Here is an 18060-nt window from a genome sequence, read left to right as displayed (position 1 = left end):
GTCCTCATCCTTAATGCCTCAGATTAAATACGAATGCAAATAGTGATCACTACCGGAAGGGTTGTTTCCAATTTTCAACCATGCATCCATGATGATTTCACTCATATCTTTTAGTGCTTCGTCTACTATGTAAGCCTCCTTGCTAGGTCTTATTTGATCCTCATTCAGGATACACGGCAAAAACCGATAAACATGAAGGCCTATAGGCTTAGTCCACGAACTTAAGCAACTCGATAATTGCCTCGATGTCAGACCTATCATCTAGGTGTGGCCTATCTCCCTGATGACATCTCTTAGATCCCCGACAACCACCCGGCTATGTGCCGCGTCGAACGACGAGCGGGAGCGGCTGATCATCCTCTTACTCAAGAGCTTGAACCAAGTTATCGGCCTGGAGCAGCAGGCCGGACTCAGCCGACGGGACCGCGAGCGCCTCTCAGTCGCCCACCAGCAGATAAGATCTGACCTCGCCACAATGCGGTACTGGGCAACCAAGAAAACAGTCACGGAGATCAAGTGCGGGTACAGGGCGGATCGGTGATTTTGCTGATTATGGCACACAATTGGCACACAAGCCGCCGATTACCTGTTGCTCCAGGAGATAGGGTAAAACCCCTACATCCGTTTGGGGAGTAAGGGTTGTGTTGGTGACCCCGGAGAGATTCGAACTCTCGACCTACAGATTAGAAGTCAGTAGCTCGTCTCGTCTTTATCTTGTTACCGCAAACCTGGGAGCATCCCTTATGCAAGAGCTGCCCCCGCCGCTCAGCTCGCCTTCTGCTGGGTCAGATCATAAACAGTGACGCTATCAACCGTGGTTGCGGTATAGTGCTTGGCCACCCACTGTGAGATTTGCGTGGCAGTGTCAGAACCTCCCATCTGGTGGCCGCCCATCTCACCGGCTATGTAGTAATGAACCTGCTTATCCTTCACGTACTGCTTGAACTGTTCCAAGCTGGGGTAAGGGTCGGAACCATTGAACCCGCCAATGGCCATGACCGGCTTTTGAGAAGCCAGCTGATAGCCCGCCGCCTGCTGGGAGCCTGTTGTGGCCGCGGCCCAACGATAGGAGTCAGATGACTTTTCCAGCTCGGCGACGATCTTGGAACTAGATCGGCCTCCACCAAGTAGATTTCCTCCTTTCATCCTTCTGCCTCCTGGTCCACCCTGGAATGCAGATTTGCTTCTGCGCTGTGAACGCGTGGAGGGCGTACCCGAAGTGCTGGATCCCTCATGTGAACCCGAGGAATCCTGGCCCATGGGACCTGGTCCTTGAGAACCCATGCTGGGAGCCTGTTGACTATTCAAACTGCCACCAGGCATCTGGCCCTGCTTGCTCGACTGACCCTGCTGATTCATTGGGTCTTGGCCCATTAAATATGAACCCATGGGACCGCCGTCACCACCAGGTATACCTTGCTGCATATTGCCAGGTGCCATGCCGCCTGCCTGCCCACCGCCAGGCTGACCATTACCGGGCTGACCGCCACCGGGAGCACCTCCGGGCATACCACCGGGGCCACCACCCATGCTCCCTGAAGTCAGACTGGGACCGGCCAGGACGATTGATCCCATGTGTCCTTGGGATACGGTGTACAGCGTCCATGCAGCAGGGCCAGCCATAAGCCCTATGACTGAGAAAATGAGGGCTGCAAGAGCGAGTCGTCGTATTCGCAACAGTCCAGCCAGGGCAAAACCGAGGGCGCCCATGAGACCTATTATGAGAATGGACCACTTCAGCCACGGAAGCCACTGGGATCGACCTGCCAGGCTGAAATCCCAGAAGGCCGTGAAGGCGATAAGAATCGGCGTGACGATCCTGGCCCAGAGCTTGTCCCGGGCGATCCACAGACTGAATGCGCCGATGGCCACCATCGCAGCCAGGGCTGGAGCCAGAGCCACGGTGTAATACTGATGGAAAATACCGGCCATAAAGCTGAAAATGAGCCAGGTGACGGTCAGCCAACCTCCGAAAGCAATGACACTGGCCCTGCGCACGTCAGTGCGGACGGCCCTGCCGATAACCAGCAAGCTGATGACAATGCCGGCGAAAGCCAGAGGAGCCAGCCAGGAAATCTGCGTGCCGAACTCGCCGCTGAACAGGCGATTGAGACCAGTCTGGCCCCACTTACCACCGCCGCGACCGCCACCAGCCGGCATGCCGCCTCCCTCATGACCGTGGCCAGGTATGACGGATCCTTCTTCGCTGCCGGTCAAGCGTCCAAAACCGTTGTAGCCAAAGGTGAGCTCAAGGAATGAGTTGCGCTGGGAGCCGCCTATATAAGGTCTGTCGCTGGCTGGCACGATGACCGTCAGCAATACCCACCAGCCGGCAGCGACGATCATGGAAGCAATGGCAGCCAGTGAATCCAGGATGCGACGAACCATGCCTGTAGGCGAGGCCAGAAGAAAAGCCAGAGCAAAGCCAGGCAGTACGAGCAGCACCTGCAGTTGCTTGGTAAGGAAGCCAAACCCGATCAGAGCCCCGGCCAGGACCATCCACCATGTGCGCTTTCGATTGCCAGAAGGATGGTTGACATACTCCAGAGATCTGAGGAGCGCATGAGTAGCACCAGTCATCAGTAGCACCAGCAAGGCATCGGGGTTGTTGAAGCGGAACATGAGCGCGGCTACCGGAGTGAGCATGAAGATGAAACCGGTGACAATGCCCGCCCAGTTGCCCCAGTAACGACGCACGGTGGCATAGAGCAGGTAGGTGGTCGCCACCCCCATCAGCGCTTCCGGCAGGAGGATGGCAAAGGAATTCAAACCGAAGATGCGCACGGAAAGCGCCATCAGCCAGAGGGCTGCCGGCGGCTTGTCCACGGTGATGGCGTTCCCTGAGTCCAGGGACCCCCAGAGAAAGGCCTTCCAGCTGACCGAGCCTGCCTGGGTCGCAGCTGAATAAAACTCGTTGGCGTACCCGGAGGCCGTGAGGTTGATGAAGAATATTGCGCAGGCTGCAAGCAGCATGACACCCAGCGCCATCCAATCCCCACGAGTCCGTCGCGGCAGAATATACGCGCGGGAAGCGTGCTCATCAGCGACTACATCTGCGCTTGTTGATCGTGGCGGATTGAAAGTCCGCGAATGCTGGGAGAAGCCATAGCTGCTGTGAGAAGCCAATGAAACGTTCATGATAGGTGAAGTTTGCTCTTTCTGTATGTGATTTCGTTTGCTGTCAGCCGCTCAACATGCGGTAGTCTCTTTGCCTGGATTCTGCATACGTGAATGCGGGTCCTCCTCTTTGGCAGGCAAGAGGGATCCGCGCAGCTCATGCAGGCGGATCTGATCCCAGACGGCAGGGGAGTCCAGGTCAACGCGAAGCTGCTCGACCGCTCGGGCCTCCATACCCTCCCTGACCCGGTGCATGCCTTCCAGATCCTTCTTCACCGTGTCTGGGATGTCGACCGTCGAGCCGGCATCCTCTACCCAGCGGACAGGAAGCTCCAGCATGGTCATCCCAGCCTGTTGGGCTCGCACAAGCAGCTCCGTATCGAAGAACCATTCATCATCCTTCACCTGAGGCAGCAGGGCACGCGCAGCCTGGGCAGTAATGGCCTTGAAACCGCACTGGGCATCATGAAAGGAGACAGCCAGATATGAGCGGAGCATGAGGTTATAGGTGCGCGAAATGAATTCACGTTTGGGGGAGCGGATGACCTTAGACTGCGGCATGAGACGCGAGCCAAAGGCGATGTCGGCCCCGCCCTGGAGCAGGGGAAGAATAAGGCTGCCCGTAGAGCCGATGTCAGTGGATAGGTCCACGTCCATGTATGCGACGACTGCCGCTTTGGAGCTGAGCCAGGCCTGTTTCAGGGCGTACCCGCGACCCTTTCTCGCGAGGTGCAAGGCACGAACCTGGTTGGGGCACCAGTCACACAAGGACTTGGCTATCTGCCAACTGGCATCTGTGCTGGCATTGTCCGCAATCACGACGTTCCAGCTGAAGGGTGTCAGATCTCTGACGTGACGATCCAGGAAGCTGCATAAGGTGGATACGGAGTCAGCCAGCTGAACCTCCTCGTTATATATGGGAATGACAATATCGGCATCGACCGGTTTTGGACTGCCGTAGTAGATAGGCAAACCAACCTCACCCTCTGGGATTTGCCTGTTGCCAGAAGAGCGCCTGTAAGGCACATTGGACTGCCCACTAATGTTTCTTTCGAGAATGTTCGCTGTGTTCATGACTCATAGTAAACAGCGGCTTCTTGGGCTATTCCTCAAACTTGTCTTTATAAACTGATTGGACTCCTTAAAAAGAATCATGAGGATTTCTCAATGTTCGCTGATACAGCTGCACCAAATATCCGCAGTCAATGCCGCAGTGTTCTCGGCTATTACGCAACTGTAGATAGCTTGCCGCTCAAAAAAGTGCCACGGACAGAGTTACCACTTAGTACTGTTTCAGCGCTTAACGACGGCATCTGTTTGAGGATATTAGTACGAATATGACATACATATTGAGAAATCAAAACCGTGCATTTTAAATAGAGAAGATAGAAGACTCTATTGCCATATGGGCAGCTTCTGCCAGTCGTCCGGGAAGCCCATTGGTTTGAGTGGAATGCCAGGATAGCGGTTCATCAGGTCTATGAAGTTTGTACGCCAATGAGTGACGCCCAGTTGCTTCAGGAGGAAGTGTTCCATGGTCAGGAATCCTGCAGGACCTTTCGACTCCGGTCGGCGGAAGGGCTCCCATTCGTTACCCCACCAGTCGGCATTTGCGGGATACAGCTTGGGTTTGATGGGTGTCATCTTCGGATCTATGCAGTTCCAGAAGCGGTCATGGTGGGCGGTCTTGTTGCGGGCGACACGGATATTCTCGAGCCAACCGCGCAACAATTTCTCATTGCCGACACCGGGCTTGTTCGACATGATTCCCAGTTGCGAGGCCAACCTGCGTTTGATGGCAGGGTCAGCACCCTTGTAGAAGATCTTCTTGAAATCGCCGTAGGACAGGCAATCCACTAACATCCAAATGGGCGGCAGCGGGTCGCGGTAGGTGCTCTTGAAATGCTTAAGCTGTGGCAGCGAAGATCGCTTATAGTCCTTGGCTATGCCGGCAATCGCACTCTTATGCTCTTCGGTACTGAGTCCAGGCAGACCGGCAGGCTCAAGGTAACCGAACGGACCCGTTGCTTTGGCAAGTTCAGCAGCCATATAGCTTTTGAGAAAGATCTCGATGCTGACGATGCCATCGAAGACGATGTTACGTAGTTCCTGGTCGAACACGTACCGTTCCCAAATGGGATCCCAAGCAGTCTTCAGAAGAAAGGGCAACTTTCGTTTACTGCTACCCACCATAGGAGTAAGGAAAGGATACCAGTAGCCCTTGAGGCGATAATAGCCTACCAACTCCAAACGATCCGCAAGGTCCTGCACGCTGATGCCTGTCAACCCGTTATCCAGAAGCAGTTGGGCCAGGTCTGCAGAGTCGCGGTAAGGATGGCTGGGGTATGGGGGCAACTTGGTTGCAGTTGTGAATCCCATGTGCCCTCCGGGTAAAAAAATACCGCCATAGTATGCGTTCCACCCCGAAAGGCAGTAGAGGCAGTGGCGGCTTCTAACAGCACTGACTTTACAACGTGCTGGCGCCGAACGCAAAACTTCAAGACTCGATTGCCGCTCAGAGCTAAGGCTGAGCGTACACGGCACTCAACGAGATGATATCTCGGACCAGACACTAGGCGGTGGATTTGATTATGACCCCTCTACCAGACTCCCGCAGTTGCCCTGGGTACGCTCCTTTGTGGTTCTGCACAGAACGGGAGGATACCGGTGACCTCAACCCTGACCGTCCGCCAGGCCGAAGCCAGCCACATACGTCAACTGGTCCATGTTGACTACCACGACCTACGTGATTGGATGGAGGAGGGTGGCATAGAGGACTTGCGACTGTATTAGCGCAGGAATACATCCGCAGAAACCATCAGCAGCAAGGGAAGGCGCGGCCGCGTTGCCGGGGACTCTGAGAAAGAAACTGATGACGGCTTACGCTCAGCTCAACGTCGACCCCGAGGATCTTCTGGCCGATTATGAACTCACAGCTGGCGAATGAAAGGAAACGTGAAGAACGAGCTAAGCGCCGACGATATGCAAATAGGTATCAAAGGACCTGGAAATACAAATAATTCCAAGGCCTAAGACCTTGGAATCGTTGCTATTTGGTCGGGCCGGCGGGATTTGAACCCGCGACCCCTTGACCCCCAGTCAAGTGCGCTACCAAACTGCGCTACGGCCCGACGGTGCATCAGCACCGAGTAGAGATAGTAGCACAGCGTCACCGGGCCGACAATGGCCCGGCGAGTCCCGGCAGACAAGTGCAGACAGACGGGGCCACATGATCAACTTGCTATCATTATTCTGAACGATCGGCGCAACCCGCGTCGGCCGCAAGTCGTCCCAGCCCGGAAGGGGTTCCATGAGCACAGACGTTTTCGACCTTTCGGCCGCAAAGATGCGCGACAAGGGCATGAGCGAAGTCTCCATCAACCAGTTCAGGCACCTTTACGAAACCTGGGAACGGGGAGATGCCAAAGCCTGCGTGCGCGAAAAGGACATCACCCCGCTCAAAGATGTGCCCCGCACCAAGGACATCCACGACGCCATGGATATGAACATGGCCCTAGATGCGTTCTCCCGCACCGCCTTCATCAAGCTCAACGGCGGGTTGGGCACCTCCATGGGCCTGGAAAAGGCCAAGTCCCTGCTGCCCATCCGTCGCCACAAGGCCCGTCGGATGCGCTTTCTGGACATCATCATGGGCCAGGTGCTGACTGCCCGCAAGCGCCTAGGAGTACCCCTGCCGCTGATCTTCATGAACTCCTTCCGCACCTCCCGCGACACCATGCGCGTGGTCAAGCAGGACCGCCGCTTTGTCCAGAACGATGTGCCCATGGAGATCATTCAGCATATCGAGCCCAAAATCGACGCCGACACCGGCCGTCCGGTCGACTTCCCGGCCAAGCCCGATCTGGAATGGTGCCCTCCCGGCCACGGCGATATCTTCTCGACCATCTGGGAGACCGGTCTGCTGGACACACTCAAGGAGCAGGGGATCGACTACCTGTTCATCTCCAACTCCGACAACCTGGGCGCCAGGCCTTCAAGGACCCTGGCCGGTTATTTCGCGCAGTCCGGAGCGCCCTTCATGATCGAGGTGGCCGAGCGGACGGAGGCTGACCGCAAGGGCGGCCACATCGTCATCGACAAGGCCACCGGACACCTCATCCTACGAGAGATGTCCCAGGTGGATCCGCACGACCGCAGCTCGGCCATGTCCATCCGCAAGCATCCCTACTTCAACACCAACAGCATCTGGGTCAGGGTCGATGCCCTGCGCGACAAGCTGGCCGAATACGACGGGGTGCTGCCCCTGCCCATTATTGAAAACCGCAAGACCGTCGATCCCACCGACCCTTCCACCAGACCCGTGGTGCAACTGGAGACCGCCATGGGTTCCGCCGCCACGCTCTTCGAGGGAGCCATCTGCGTGCAGGTGGACCGCATGCGCTTCCTGCCCGTCAAGACCACCGACGACCTGTTCATCATGCGCTCCGACCGTTTCCATCTGACCGACTCCTACGAGATGGAGGATGGCAACTACGATTTCCCCAACGTCCAACTGGACGAACGCTACTACAAGTACATTGCCGATTTCGACGAGCGCTTCCCCTACGGGGTTCCCAGCCTGGCGGCTGCCAACTCGGTCACCATCGAGGGGGACTGGACCTTCGGCAGGGATGTGACCTTGTATGCGGATGCCCATTTGAGCGACCTGGGGCGTTCCTCATATGTGCCCAATGGCCAGTATGTGGGACCCCAGGGTATCGAACCGGACGAGTGGGTCTAAAGCCAGGCGCAAGAAGGTTCAGCCTGTCAAGAAAAGGGACCGTATTTGAGTGTTTGGCTCCCACGTTCCTGAAAATGAATCTATGATAGACAGATGTGCGCTAGGCGCACTAATAGTCAAAATTTTAACGATACGCGAGGACTGATGGCAGAAGGTACGAACGGAAGACGGCGTTTCTCAGATAAGTGGGGCAAACACGAACTCGATGTCCTGGCCGTCTTATCGTCCGCTTTCCCTCAATGGTTGACTTCTCGGCAGATAGCGCAGCGGGTCAAGGCCTATGCCGACTCCTATGGCGAGCTGGCCGATCAGGCTGCCAAGGCCGCCTTCGCCAAACAGTTCCAGCGTGATCGAGCCAAGCTGGCAGCCATGGGGATTGCCATCGAATCCCGCCAGCCCGAGTACTCCTCCAAGTCCGAGGGGCAGGATTTCGCCTCCTACCGCCTGCAACTGGGGGACGAGCCCCGCATCCGTATGCACTTCAACCAGGAAGACATGCCGGTGTTGGCCGCAGCCAACTATCTGGCCCGATCCATCGCCATGTCCCAGGAGGCATGCGAAGAGCCGGTCCGCCCGGCCTCGCGCACCACTCCTCGGGTGCCGCAAGTGCCCATCCCTGGTCTGGGCCTGGATTCCATAGCTCCTGGACTGGGCACCCAACGCATTCCCGACAACCTGGTCAAGGTCATCGACTCCCGCCGCTTCGCCGCCACCGTGGACGTGGACGGAGAGAATCTGAACGTGGCCTATGCCGACTCGGACGATCTGGCCATGTTCGTCCTGGAACACCCCGATGCCTCCATCGTCAGCCCGCAGGAGGCCGCAGACGCCTTCCGGCGGCGCCTGGACGCTGCCGCCCGCTTCAAGCTGGCCGACGAGTCGATAAGCCCCGGCGCGGCAACGGTCATTTCCCCGGAGATCGCTCGCACCAGCGTCGAGCACTTTGCCACCGACCTCAGTGATGACGACACCGACCTCAGGCACGCCCGCCGAGCCAGCGCATCCTCCTTCCAGACCGGATCCGAGGTGGATCGCCGCCTGCGGCTCATGCTCTTCCTGTCTGCACACCTGGGCGAGGAGTTCTCCCTGGCCGAGCTGGCCGAGCGCTTCATCGGCCACCCCAACAGCAAGGAAGAACTGCGCAAGTACGTCAACACCATCCACAAGGACATCAACACCCTGACCACGGTCTCGGACGACGGGGAAATGGCCGGCAGCCAGTTCTTCGACATCGACTGGTCACTGCTGGACGACAGCGGCATCGTCTCGGCCACCAATTCACTGGGGCTGGAACGACTGGCTGGCATTTCGCCCCAGTACCTGAGCATGCTGACCGCCTCGCTCAACTACCTGGCCCACTCGCCCCTGCTGCCCGAGCAGTCCCGCACCCAGGCCGAGTCGCTCTACCAGCGCCTGCGCACGCACGTAGGGCCTGGTGAGACACCCTGGCTCTCCCTTACCGGGTATGAGACCGAACCTAAGAGCTTCTCGGTGGTTCGCCGAGCCATCAAGACCGAGTCCTTACTGGACATGGAGTACACGGATGCCGCCGGCCGGACCCGCCGCAAGGTGGTAGCCCCTGCCAAGATCTTCGTGGATGAGGGCGTCTACTATGTCGCCGCCTGGACCGATATCGGCGACGCAGCAGAGGGCACTGAGGCTGCGGATGCGCCCTCGGATTCCAGCCGCCACCTCAAGCAGGGTACCGGGCGCAACAGGCAGTGGCAGGTTCTGCGAATCGCCAGAATCGAACATGCGACCATCGTCAAGCCCAGCCACAAGGTGGAGTTCCCCGACGTGCCGGTCAGCGAGCTACGCAAGTGGTCCTTCGACAACGGCACAGCCGCAGTCTTCATCACCGACCGGCCGGATCTGCCCTACATCAAGTCCCTGCCGGGCGCCTCGGTGGAGCCCTGCGGATCCGGGCAGAAGGTTCACCTGACCGTCTCCTCGGACTCCTGGTTCGTGGCCTTCTGCATCGCCCACGCCAAGCACATCACCGCAGTGGCGCCCAAGACCCTGCGCACCATGATCCTGGCCCGTGCCCAGCGCGAGATCACCATCAGCGACGCTCACGACAAGGAGCAGGACCGGCACTAGTCCCGGTCGGAGAGGAGTTCCATGCCTGGATGGATCTGGATCCTTCTGGTGATCTTCATGCTGGCCATGCTGATCGGTGGAGCCGTCTACGCCATCCGTCACGCCATGGCAGCCAGCCGCTCGATCGGGCGGGTTTCGGACGATCTGAGCCGCCATATGCCCCAACCCCCGGCTGCGGGGCAGACCCAGGCAACGGATAGGACTGAGGGCCCGGCCTTCGCCCTGCCCCTGTCGCAGTCAACCGAGCGATACAGCCAGGCCCATGCCCTGGTCCTGCAACGCAAGGAGCAAGGCAGGAGGAACCATGGCCGTATCTGGCGGCGGTGGAAGCAGTTCAATAAGTAGTTCTTGGAGGAACATGTCAGGTCATCGTCACCACGGACAGGATTCATCAGCATCCGAACCGGGGCCGGCGGAACGTTACGCCCGTTTCAGTCGTCATCGCAAACGAATGACCGGTGCGCCAGCACGCTTTCAGTCCAAGCTGCCCTTCCCTTTGGATGACTTCCAGCTGGAGGCCATCACCGCCCTGGAGGATGGCGATAACGTCCTGGTGGCCGCTCCCACCGGCGCCGGCAAGACCATTGTGGCCGACTTCGCGGTATTTTTGGCCCAGGAACAGAACGTCAAGACTTTCTATACCACCCCCATCAAGGCCCTGAGCAACCAGAAATACCATGACCTGGTCGACCGCTACGGCGAGGACCGGGTGGGACTGCTGACCGGCGACACCTCTATTAACTCCGAGGCGGACATCGTGGTCATGACCACCGAGGTCCTTCGCAACATGCTCTATGAGCAGTCCTCGACCCTGACGGCCCTGAAGTACGTAATCCTGGACGAGGTCCACTATCTGGCCGACCGCTTCCGGGGGCCCGTCTGGGAGGAGGTCATCATCCATCTTCCGGCCTCCACCCGCATTGTGGGACTGTCAGCCACCGTGTCCAACGTGGAGGAATTCTCCGACTGGATCTCCTCGGTGCGCGGACGCACCCATCTGGTGGTCTCCGAGCGCAGGCCCGTGCCGCTGGAGCAGCATGTCCTGGTCCAGGCTGACAGACACACCGAGCCAGAGATCCTGGATCTGTATCGGCACGACGGCTCAGGACGACAGACCCCAAAGATCAACCCGCGTCTGGTCTCCCGGCTGGCCCAACTGGACAAGGCCGGACAGGAACGCATCCAGGCCCGCGACAAAGGGCACCGCCACCGCCATGGCCGTGGCGGCAGGCCGGAGCGACGAATGGGGGAGCGGTATCGTCCAAGCCGGGCCGACGTGGTCGATGAGCTTGACTTCATGGACATGCTGCCCGGTATCTACTTCATCTTCTCCCGTACCGGTTGCGACCAGGCCGTCCAGCAGTGCATCCGGGCGGGTCTGCAGCTGACCACCGACGAGGAGGCCCGCCGCATACGGCACATCGTGGACTCCATGGCGGCCGGCCAGCTCAGCAAGGAGGATCTCAAGGCGCTGGGATTCTCCCAGTTCCGCTTCGCTCTGGAGCAGGGCTTCGCCGCCCATCACGCTGGCGTGGTCACCCTCTTCCGACAGATAGTCGAACATCTGTTCGAATTGGGACTGCTTAAGGTGGTCTTCGCCACCGAGACTTTGGCCCTGGGCATCAACATGCCCGCCCGCTGCGTGGTGGTCGAGAAGTTGGAGAAGTTCGACGGCACCGGCCATGTGGCCCTGACCCCCGGCGAGTTCACCCAGCTGACCGGACGGGCCGGCCGGCGCGGCATCGACGACATCGGCCATGTAGTAGTGGTCGATCACCGGGACTTCAGCCCCAAGACCATGGCCGCCCTGTCCAGCAGGAGGGTCTACCCGCTGCACTCCAGCTTCCGGCCCACCTTCAACATGGCTGTCAACCTGCTCAACTCATCCAGCTATACGCGTGCTCGGGATACCCTGGACCACTCCTTTGCCCAGTGGGAAGCCAACCGATCAGCTTCGGAGCTGGAGGAACGCATCGAGACTCTGACCAACGGTCTGGAGGACTACCGGAAGGCTGCCCAGTGCAGCCGTGGCGATCTGATCGAGTTCATGCGCATTCGCGCAGCCCTCTCATCAGCCCAGAAGAACGATCGCCGCCGCCTGAAGCGGCAGAGGTTCACCAGTGAAAAAGCCCGCGATCGGGCATTCCGAGATCTTGACCGGCACATCGATCAGCTGCGCGAGCAGGAGCGCAACCATCCCTGTCGCCAGTGCCCGGATCTGCCCAAACACCTGCGCTGGGGGAACCGGTGGATCCGCATGGACAAGGAGCTGCAGCGCACCCGGGAACAGTACGAGTCCAAGACAGGGTCAGTTTCACGCCAGTTCGACAGGATTTGCCAGATTCTGGCCGACCTGCGCTACACACGGCCCGTGGATCCTGACGACTGCCGACTGACCCGGAAAGGGCAGCTGCTTCGGCGCATTTACAGCGAGCAGGATCTGAGCCTTGCCGAGATCCTGGATCGTGGCATCCTCAACGATCTGGAGCCCGCTGAACTTGCAGCGGCCGTCTCCGGGCTGGTCTACGAATCCCGCCGTGGGGTAGGGGAGCAGCCGGGGGAGAGGGCCGGGTATCGAGCTCCCAGGCTGGTTGACGCCATGGAGGATATGAAACGTCAGTGGTCTCAGGTACAGGAGCGCTGCGACCAGGCTGGATTGGAGTTGCCCCCGGAACTCGACTTTGGCTTGGGGCCGACCATCTACGATTGGGCCTGCGGTGACTCGCTGACCACCATCCTGCGTGACAGCGATCTGACGGCGGGGGACTTCGTGCGCAACGCCAAGCGTCTGTCCGATGTGCTCACGCAGATCGTCCAAGTGGAGCCCTATCTAGGCAGGGGAGGGCACCACCTGGCCAGGACTGCCAGCATCGCCGCAGACCAGGTCAATCGCGGCATTGTGGCTTATACAGGCGTGGAGTGAACACGGGCCCAATCCGGGAATAAGTATCAGGTCAACACTGTTCTGTAGCTTGGAGGCAGTGACGGACACGAGTATGGAGGAATCATGGCAGAGCGCAGTCTTCGCGGCATGAGTATTGGGGCGAAGTCCCTGGAATCCGATCAGAATGTGGATTTTGCTGCACGCAGCGAGGTCGCCTATGTCTGCCCCAAGGGCCATCGGACTATCCTGCCCTTGGCTGAAGGCGCTGAGGTGCCGCAGGAGTGGGAGTGCCGCTGCGGGCAGATTGCCCACCTTGAAGGACATGACGAGCAGGAGTCCGGCAAGACCGGCAAACCGACCAGGACCCACTGGGACATGCTGCTGGAGCGCCGGTCGGAGGACGAACTCAAGGCAGTGCTTGACAAGCGTCTGAAAATGCACCGTGAAGGATGGTTCCCCGACTATGAGTAAATCACCGCGCCGTCTGGTTCTGCTGGATCTGGACGGCACCCTGACCGCCTCGCATCCAGGCATTATCGCCTCCGTGGTGCAAACTTTCAAAGAGCTAGGTCATCCCGTGCCCGATGAAAGCGAGCTTCGCCGATTCATAGGCCCTGCCGTTGAAGTATCCCTGCGCCGCAACGGCATCAGAGAAGAAGACATCGATAAGGGCGTCCAGATTTACCGGCGCTATTACAGCGAGATAGCGGCATTTGAGGATCCTAACCATCCTGGACAACACATCCCTGGACGTCTGCTCGCTACGGTCTTTGACGGCATCCCCGAACAGCTGAATCGTATGCACGAGCAAGGTCTGACCTTGGCCGTGGCCACCTGCAAGCCCGAGTACCAGGCCCAGCCGGTATGTGACCACTTCGGACTGACGCCACTGGTAGATGGCGTCTATGGTGCCAGCAAGGACTCCACGCGAATCACCAAGGCCCAGGTCATCACCCACGCTCTGCAACAGCTTGGCTTTGATGCCAACCAGGGTGACCGAGCCCTTATGGTCGGCGACCGCTGGACTGATGCCGATGGTGCGCTGGAAACCGGCCTGGACTGTCTGGGATGCGGCTGGGGCTATGCTGAGCCCGGAGAACTGGTATCTCACGGCTGTTATCGAGTCATCAACCAAGTCGACCAATTGTGCCAGGCTGCCGAGGATTACTTCGCCAACGATCAAAATCAGCACTGAGTCGGCCAGAACTGTATCGTCTCTTTTAGGGTCACCCGAGGTCACCTGGGTGACCCTTATAATTTGTGAGTGATGCTATTGCAACCTCACCGAATTGGCCACAACCGAGTAACCATGAAATCAACGGAAAACGCAAAATCGAATCGTGACCTAATAAGCCGATAATGTACGTTATGTCAAATTACTTATCGTTTTTCTCCCCTGTTTCGGCTTCCACCGCGACAATCATGCAGCCCGCTGACGCTGCTCGTGCTGCTGCTCCAGGCGCTGGCGCAGACGCATAGCCGTCAGCTCGTCGATAGGTCGCTCAGGCAGACCCGGGGTCAGCTGTCCAGTAGTCAAATCCACATGATCACAGGTCTGCAGCTCAAGATCCATGCGATGCCAGATAGCACCCACAGAGATAGCAAAAACGGCACGCCCGGACTGCATCAGCGCAAAGACCTGATCAGGTCCTGAACATTCGGTGACCTGATCACCATCGCAGACCACCGTTACATGCTCGAGTTGACCGACTGTTCGACGCTCGAGATAGTTCACCGTGTTCGTGGCATTGACCAAATTGACACCGGCATCCAAGAGACGCTTGAGGACAGCCAGGATGACCACATCTTTGAAGGAGTAGAGCCTGCGGGAGCCTGACCCGTGTGAGGCCTTGATTGACGGCTCTACAATCCTTTTGCGAGCCCAATAGTCCAGTTGCCGATAGGTGATGCCAGCCACCTTGGCCGCGACCGTTCCCCGGTAGCCCCGGGTCGTGCCCTCAGCCTGCTCAGGCGAAAAGAGTTCACCCTGTACCAGCGTCGGCATCTCACCGGCCATGTCATGCCCCCTGTCAGTTCTTGGCGATGACTGCCCGATTATCGAAGTAGACCAATCTGAACTTGCCGATCATGATCTCGTCGCCATTGTGCAGGTCGGCCTGGTCCACGCGTTCGCGGTTGACATAAGTGCCGTTGAGGCTGCCAGTATCCTCGACCCGAAAACCATGGTCAGTCCGCACGAATATGGCATGCGCCCTGGAAACTGTCGAATCGTCCAACAGAATGTCCGCCTTCGGATCACGACCCACGCTGACCTGATCCTCGTCCAACAGATAACGCGATCCTGACACCGCTCCCCTGGTAGAAATCAGCAGGGCTGTACCCTCAGGCAATCGTGCCATGGTCTCCAAGTCGTCCTTGGTCAGTGGACGGTCACCGTTGGAGGTGACTGGAATGTTCAGGGCCGGCATGCCGATGATGGTCGTCTCGCCCGCAGTGGGAATAGGATCTGTCATAATTGCCTATTCTACAGGCTTTGCATACTGGTAGTCCTGCACGCGTCGAACCTGGTCGATTCTGACACTATTTGACTGCTCCACGGATACGGTCGCATGGAACTGCACCTTGATCCGCGAACCCACTCCCCCGGCGATCTGGACGGCATTCTGCAGGCTGTCCGGATCCCCAATGGCCTTGACAACGTAGGGGCTGCGCAGCTTGGCGTGGTCACACTGCAGGCCGGTGCGGGTGTCCAACAGATAAGTACTGGTAACCACCCGGACATCGTTGAAGGATATGACCTCGGCGCCGGCGTTGCGCAGCTCTTCGATCAGATTGAACATGGTAGAAGCATCCACCCGATCACTGTCTTCGGTGACTGTCACCACCACTCCCCTGCCTTGTGCAGGCAGCCGCCCGGCCAGGATGCCGCTGCTCTGCTCATTCTGCTGGGCTATGCGGGCGGCTTCCTTTTGCTTGTCGGCGGCGGACTTGATGGAGGTCAGTTGCTGGTTGAGCTGGCTCTTGCGCTCCTCCAGCTTGTCGACCTGGTTGCTGGTCTCATCCAGCACCCGCACCAGCTCCTCCTCGGACAGACTCTGGTAGGAGGACTGGTTATTATGCACCTGGACCGCATACCCAAAGCCCAACAGGGCGCACATCAGGGCCACCAGGACGCTGGTAACCAGCCTGACCCTGGTGGCGTTGGAATTAAGGGTGCGCAGAGGCCGACGACGAACCACCGGAAACGCACCGGTCTGTGTATCGTCGGCCGGAGCCCTGACCCGTCCGGGCCTCCTAGGCGGAATGCTCTTGGGCATTCCCTCATCGCGCTTCTTCCTCAGGGTGTGTCTCATATGCTCACCCCTTGAAAATGAACCGCCGAATAGCGGAGACGTTGGAGAAGATGCGGATGCCCAGCACCACAATGACGGCCGTAGACAGCTGAGAACCCACGCCCAACTGGTTGCCCAGGAAGACCAGAAGTGTAGCCGTGATCACATTGGAGATGAAGGAAACCACGAAGACCCGGTCCGAGAAGCTGCGTTCGAAGTAGGAGCGGACCGCGCCCATCAGAGCATCCAGGGCGGCCACCACCATGATGGGCAAATAAGGCTGCAGGACAATGGGAATGTCGGGCTTGAGGAAGATGCCCGCCACCACGCCTAGGATCAGGCCGAGAATTGCCGACATGTCAATGACTCCTTCCGGCATAGGACAGATTGGGCAAACTCACTGCATTCAGACTCAGGCGTCGCTGTTTGACCACATTGATAGTGATGTTCGCCTTCTTCAGGTCCCGCAGACGGCCCTGCAGATCGCTACGAACCATCAGATCGGACAAGGCACCTTGATCGCCGATGGCTTCGATCTTATAGGGTGACTCGATCGAGGTGGTCCCCACCAAAATGGTCTGACCGGCCGTACGCACTGATGTCTGTGTTCCTATTCTATTGCCGTTGATGGCGATGGCTTCGGCCCCCGCAGACCAAAGCTTGGTCAGGAACCACTGCAGGTCCTGGTCGGTGAGCAATTTGATCTGATCAGCATTCTCCCGGGAATCTTTGGAGGCAATGGGGTTGGCCAAGGTGATGACGACGCCCTGCCCCTGTACCTTGCTGGTGCCGTTGGTCAGATCGTCAGCGGTCTGCGTACTGCTCTGCCCCTGGCCGCCCTCTTGAGCCGAGAGCGTATCGATGTTGCCGTTAAGATCCGAGATCTGACTGTTGAGATCGTTGGCACGCTTGCTGACCGCCTCCACCTGGGAGATGAGCTTCTCACGTACCTTCTGACGGGGGTCCCGGTGCAACACCTGCACTATACCCGTGCCTGCCAGGCCGACCAGTACACAAATGACGAAGACCAGTATCCGATTGACCCAGACGCTCAGCGGCGATCTACGCTCGGCAGGCAGCAGACGGGCATCCTCGAACATTGGATCCATGGGACGGTTGGTCAGGTCGTCAATCAGCCTCAAAGACTCATCAGCCATGCGCCGACGCATGGACTCCTGCGCAGGCTCCGAGCTCTCCTGGTCCACATAGTGACGTTCCAGACCTGCACTGGAATGCGAAAAAGCCGCCCGACGGTGAATCAAGGCACGGTCAGGCGGCACGGGGAAGGATTCGGGGGTCATCTGCGGCTCAGTCATGATGGCTGTCCTGACGAAGCAACCCGATGCCCTGACGTGCGTAGATCAGCCCTGCCAGCCAGTAAAGGCCAACCCCCCAAATGACGGCCGCAAGTGCCACCAGGTGGAAGAGACGGAAGAAGGTTGAAGTGCCCACGTCCGCAAAAATCAGGGCCGGTATGGCCAGCATGAGCACGGCCGTTCCGGTCTTGCCAGCGAAGTGCACTGGCAAGGGGCCATAATCGTGCTGGGCCAGCGCCAAAACCAACAGACCCATGAGCACATCCCGGACACCTACCAGGGCCAGAAGCCACCATGGCAGTATGGAGGCGATGCTCAGGGCAAGGACGGAACAGAGAATCAGCAGCCGATCGGCAACCGGGTCAAGGATCTGCCCCAGCTTGCTGACCTGGTTGAACCTGCGGGCAATGATCCCATCCACACCGTCTGAAAGGGCCGAAATCAGCATGACCACCAAGGAAATGATCAGATGACGGTTGGCCACCAGATAGGCGATAAGAGGTATGGAGAGGATACGAAGCAGGCTGATGACATTGGGTACGGTTAGAATTACCGACCTTGGCTCAGGGCTGTACCTGCTGCGTGAAATTCGATCAATCAGTGCCATCC

Annotated in this window: 15 protein-coding genes and 2 tRNA genes; 6 read left to right on the top strand and 11 right to left on the bottom strand. The window is 58.6% G+C overall.

Going from position 1 to position 18060, the window contains the following annotated elements:
• Nucleotides 1-645: 645 nt before the first annotated feature.
• From P273_RS09985 to P273_RS0106800, 5 genes are all read right to left on the bottom strand, one after another.
• Nucleotides 646-757 (bottom strand) — tRNA-Arg (locus P273_RS09985).
• Nucleotides 758-765: 8 nt separating this feature from the next.
• Nucleotides 766-2988, bottom strand: coding sequence for a glycosyltransferase family 39 protein (locus tag P273_RS0106820; RefSeq protein ID WP_024627707.1), 2223 nt, complete (start codon nucleotides 2986-2988; stop codon nucleotides 766-768).
• Between the two features lie 201 nt (nucleotides 2989-3189).
• Nucleotides 3190-4089 carry a dolichyl-phosphate beta-glucosyltransferase gene (locus P273_RS0106815; protein ID WP_024627706.1) on the bottom strand — a complete coding sequence of 300 codons (900 nt, stop codon included), beginning with the start codon at nucleotides 4087-4089 and terminating at the stop codon, nucleotides 3190-3192.
• A gap of 423 nt (nucleotides 4090-4512) precedes the next feature.
• Nucleotides 4513-5496, bottom strand: a complete 984-nt coding sequence (locus P273_RS0106810) for an Abi family protein (RefSeq protein WP_024627705.1) — start codon at nucleotides 5494-5496, stop codon at nucleotides 4513-4515.
• Nucleotides 5497-6171: 675 nt separating this feature from the next.
• Nucleotides 6172-6248 (bottom strand) — tRNA-Pro (locus P273_RS0106800).
• Between the two features lie 179 nt (nucleotides 6249-6427).
• Here P273_RS0106800 and P273_RS0106795 point away from each other — a divergent pair.
• The 6 genes from P273_RS0106795 to P273_RS0106770 all read left to right on the top strand — a co-directional run bounded on the left by P273_RS0106795 (nucleotide 6428) and on the right by P273_RS0106770 (nucleotide 14037).
• Nucleotides 6428-7858: a UTP--glucose-1-phosphate uridylyltransferase gene (locus P273_RS0106795; RefSeq protein ID WP_024627704.1), complete on the top strand. Its 1431-nt coding sequence runs from the start codon at nucleotides 6428-6430 to the stop codon at nucleotides 7856-7858.
• A 144-nt stretch (nucleotides 7859-8002) separates the two neighbouring features.
• Nucleotides 8003-9958 (top strand): YafY family protein, encoded by a 1956-nt coding sequence (locus P273_RS0106790; protein WP_024627703.1) that lies wholly within the window; start codon nucleotides 8003-8005, stop codon nucleotides 9956-9958.
• A 21-nt stretch (nucleotides 9959-9979) separates the two neighbouring features.
• Nucleotides 9980-10303 carry a hypothetical protein gene (locus P273_RS0106785; RefSeq protein ID WP_024627702.1) on the top strand — a complete coding sequence of 108 codons (324 nt, stop codon included), beginning with the start codon at nucleotides 9980-9982 and terminating at the stop codon, nucleotides 10301-10303.
• 13 nt (nucleotides 10304-10316) lie between these two features.
• Complete coding sequence (locus tag P273_RS0106780; protein WP_024627701.1) at nucleotides 10317-12881, top strand: RNA helicase; 2565 nt, start codon at nucleotides 10317-10319, stop codon at nucleotides 12879-12881.
• Between the two features lie 84 nt (nucleotides 12882-12965).
• The gene (locus P273_RS0106775; protein WP_024627700.1) at nucleotides 12966-13313 is read left to right on the top strand and encodes an RNA polymerase-binding protein RbpA; all 348 of its coding nucleotides are present in this window, start codon (nucleotides 12966-12968) and stop codon (nucleotides 13311-13313) included.
• Entirely contained in the window at nucleotides 13306-14037 is a 732-nt protein-coding gene (locus P273_RS0106770; protein WP_024627699.1) for an HAD hydrolase-like protein, read from the top strand. The genes P273_RS0106775 and P273_RS0106770 overlap by 8 nt, the downstream gene beginning before the upstream one ends.
• Before the next feature lie 225 nt (nucleotides 14038-14262).
• Here the strand turns inward: P273_RS0106770 and P273_RS0106765 are convergent, their stop codons facing one another.
• Genes P273_RS0106765 through P273_RS0106740 form a run of 6 tightly spaced genes read right to left on the bottom strand, consistent with a single transcriptional unit; the run spans nucleotide 14263 to nucleotide 18058 of the window.
• The gene (locus tag P273_RS0106765; RefSeq protein ID WP_232342020.1) at nucleotides 14263-14847 is read right to left on the bottom strand and encodes a MerR family transcriptional regulator; all 585 of its coding nucleotides are present in this window, start codon (nucleotides 14845-14847) and stop codon (nucleotides 14263-14265) included.
• A 25-nt stretch (nucleotides 14848-14872) separates the two neighbouring features.
• On the bottom strand, nucleotides 14873-15316 hold the full coding sequence (locus P273_RS0106760; RefSeq protein ID WP_024627697.1) for an FHA domain-containing protein: 444 nt from the start codon (nucleotides 15314-15316) through the stop codon (nucleotides 14873-14875).
• Between the two features lie 6 nt (nucleotides 15317-15322).
• The gene (locus P273_RS0106755) at nucleotides 15323-16156 is read right to left on the bottom strand and encodes a DUF881 domain-containing protein (RefSeq protein ID WP_024627696.1); all 834 of its coding nucleotides are present in this window, start codon (nucleotides 16154-16156) and stop codon (nucleotides 15323-15325) included.
• Nucleotides 16157-16160: 4 nt separating this feature from the next.
• Nucleotides 16161-16493 carry a small basic family protein gene (locus tag P273_RS0106750; RefSeq protein WP_015021764.1) on the bottom strand — a complete coding sequence of 111 codons (333 nt, stop codon included), beginning with the start codon at nucleotides 16491-16493 and terminating at the stop codon, nucleotides 16161-16163.
• Nucleotide 16494: 1 nt separating this feature from the next.
• On the bottom strand, nucleotides 16495-17451 hold the full coding sequence (locus tag P273_RS0106745; RefSeq protein WP_024627695.1) for a DUF881 domain-containing protein: 957 nt from the start codon (nucleotides 17449-17451) through the stop codon (nucleotides 16495-16497).
• On the bottom strand, nucleotides 17444-18058 hold the full coding sequence (locus tag P273_RS0106740; protein WP_029676262.1) for a CDP-alcohol phosphatidyltransferase family protein: 615 nt from the start codon (nucleotides 18056-18058) through the stop codon (nucleotides 17444-17446). Before P273_RS0106740 ends, P273_RS0106745 begins: the two co-directional genes overlap by 8 nt.
• Nucleotides 18059-18060: the final 2 nt, after the last annotated feature.

This window comes from Bifidobacterium sp. A11, assembly GCF_000499185.1.
GTDB classification, from domain to species: domain Bacteria; phylum Actinomycetota; class Actinomycetes; order Actinomycetales; family Bifidobacteriaceae; genus Bombiscardovia; species Bombiscardovia mizhiensis.
Note: the sequence above shows the minus strand (reverse complement) of the source record. Positions and strands in the feature narration are given on the sequence as shown.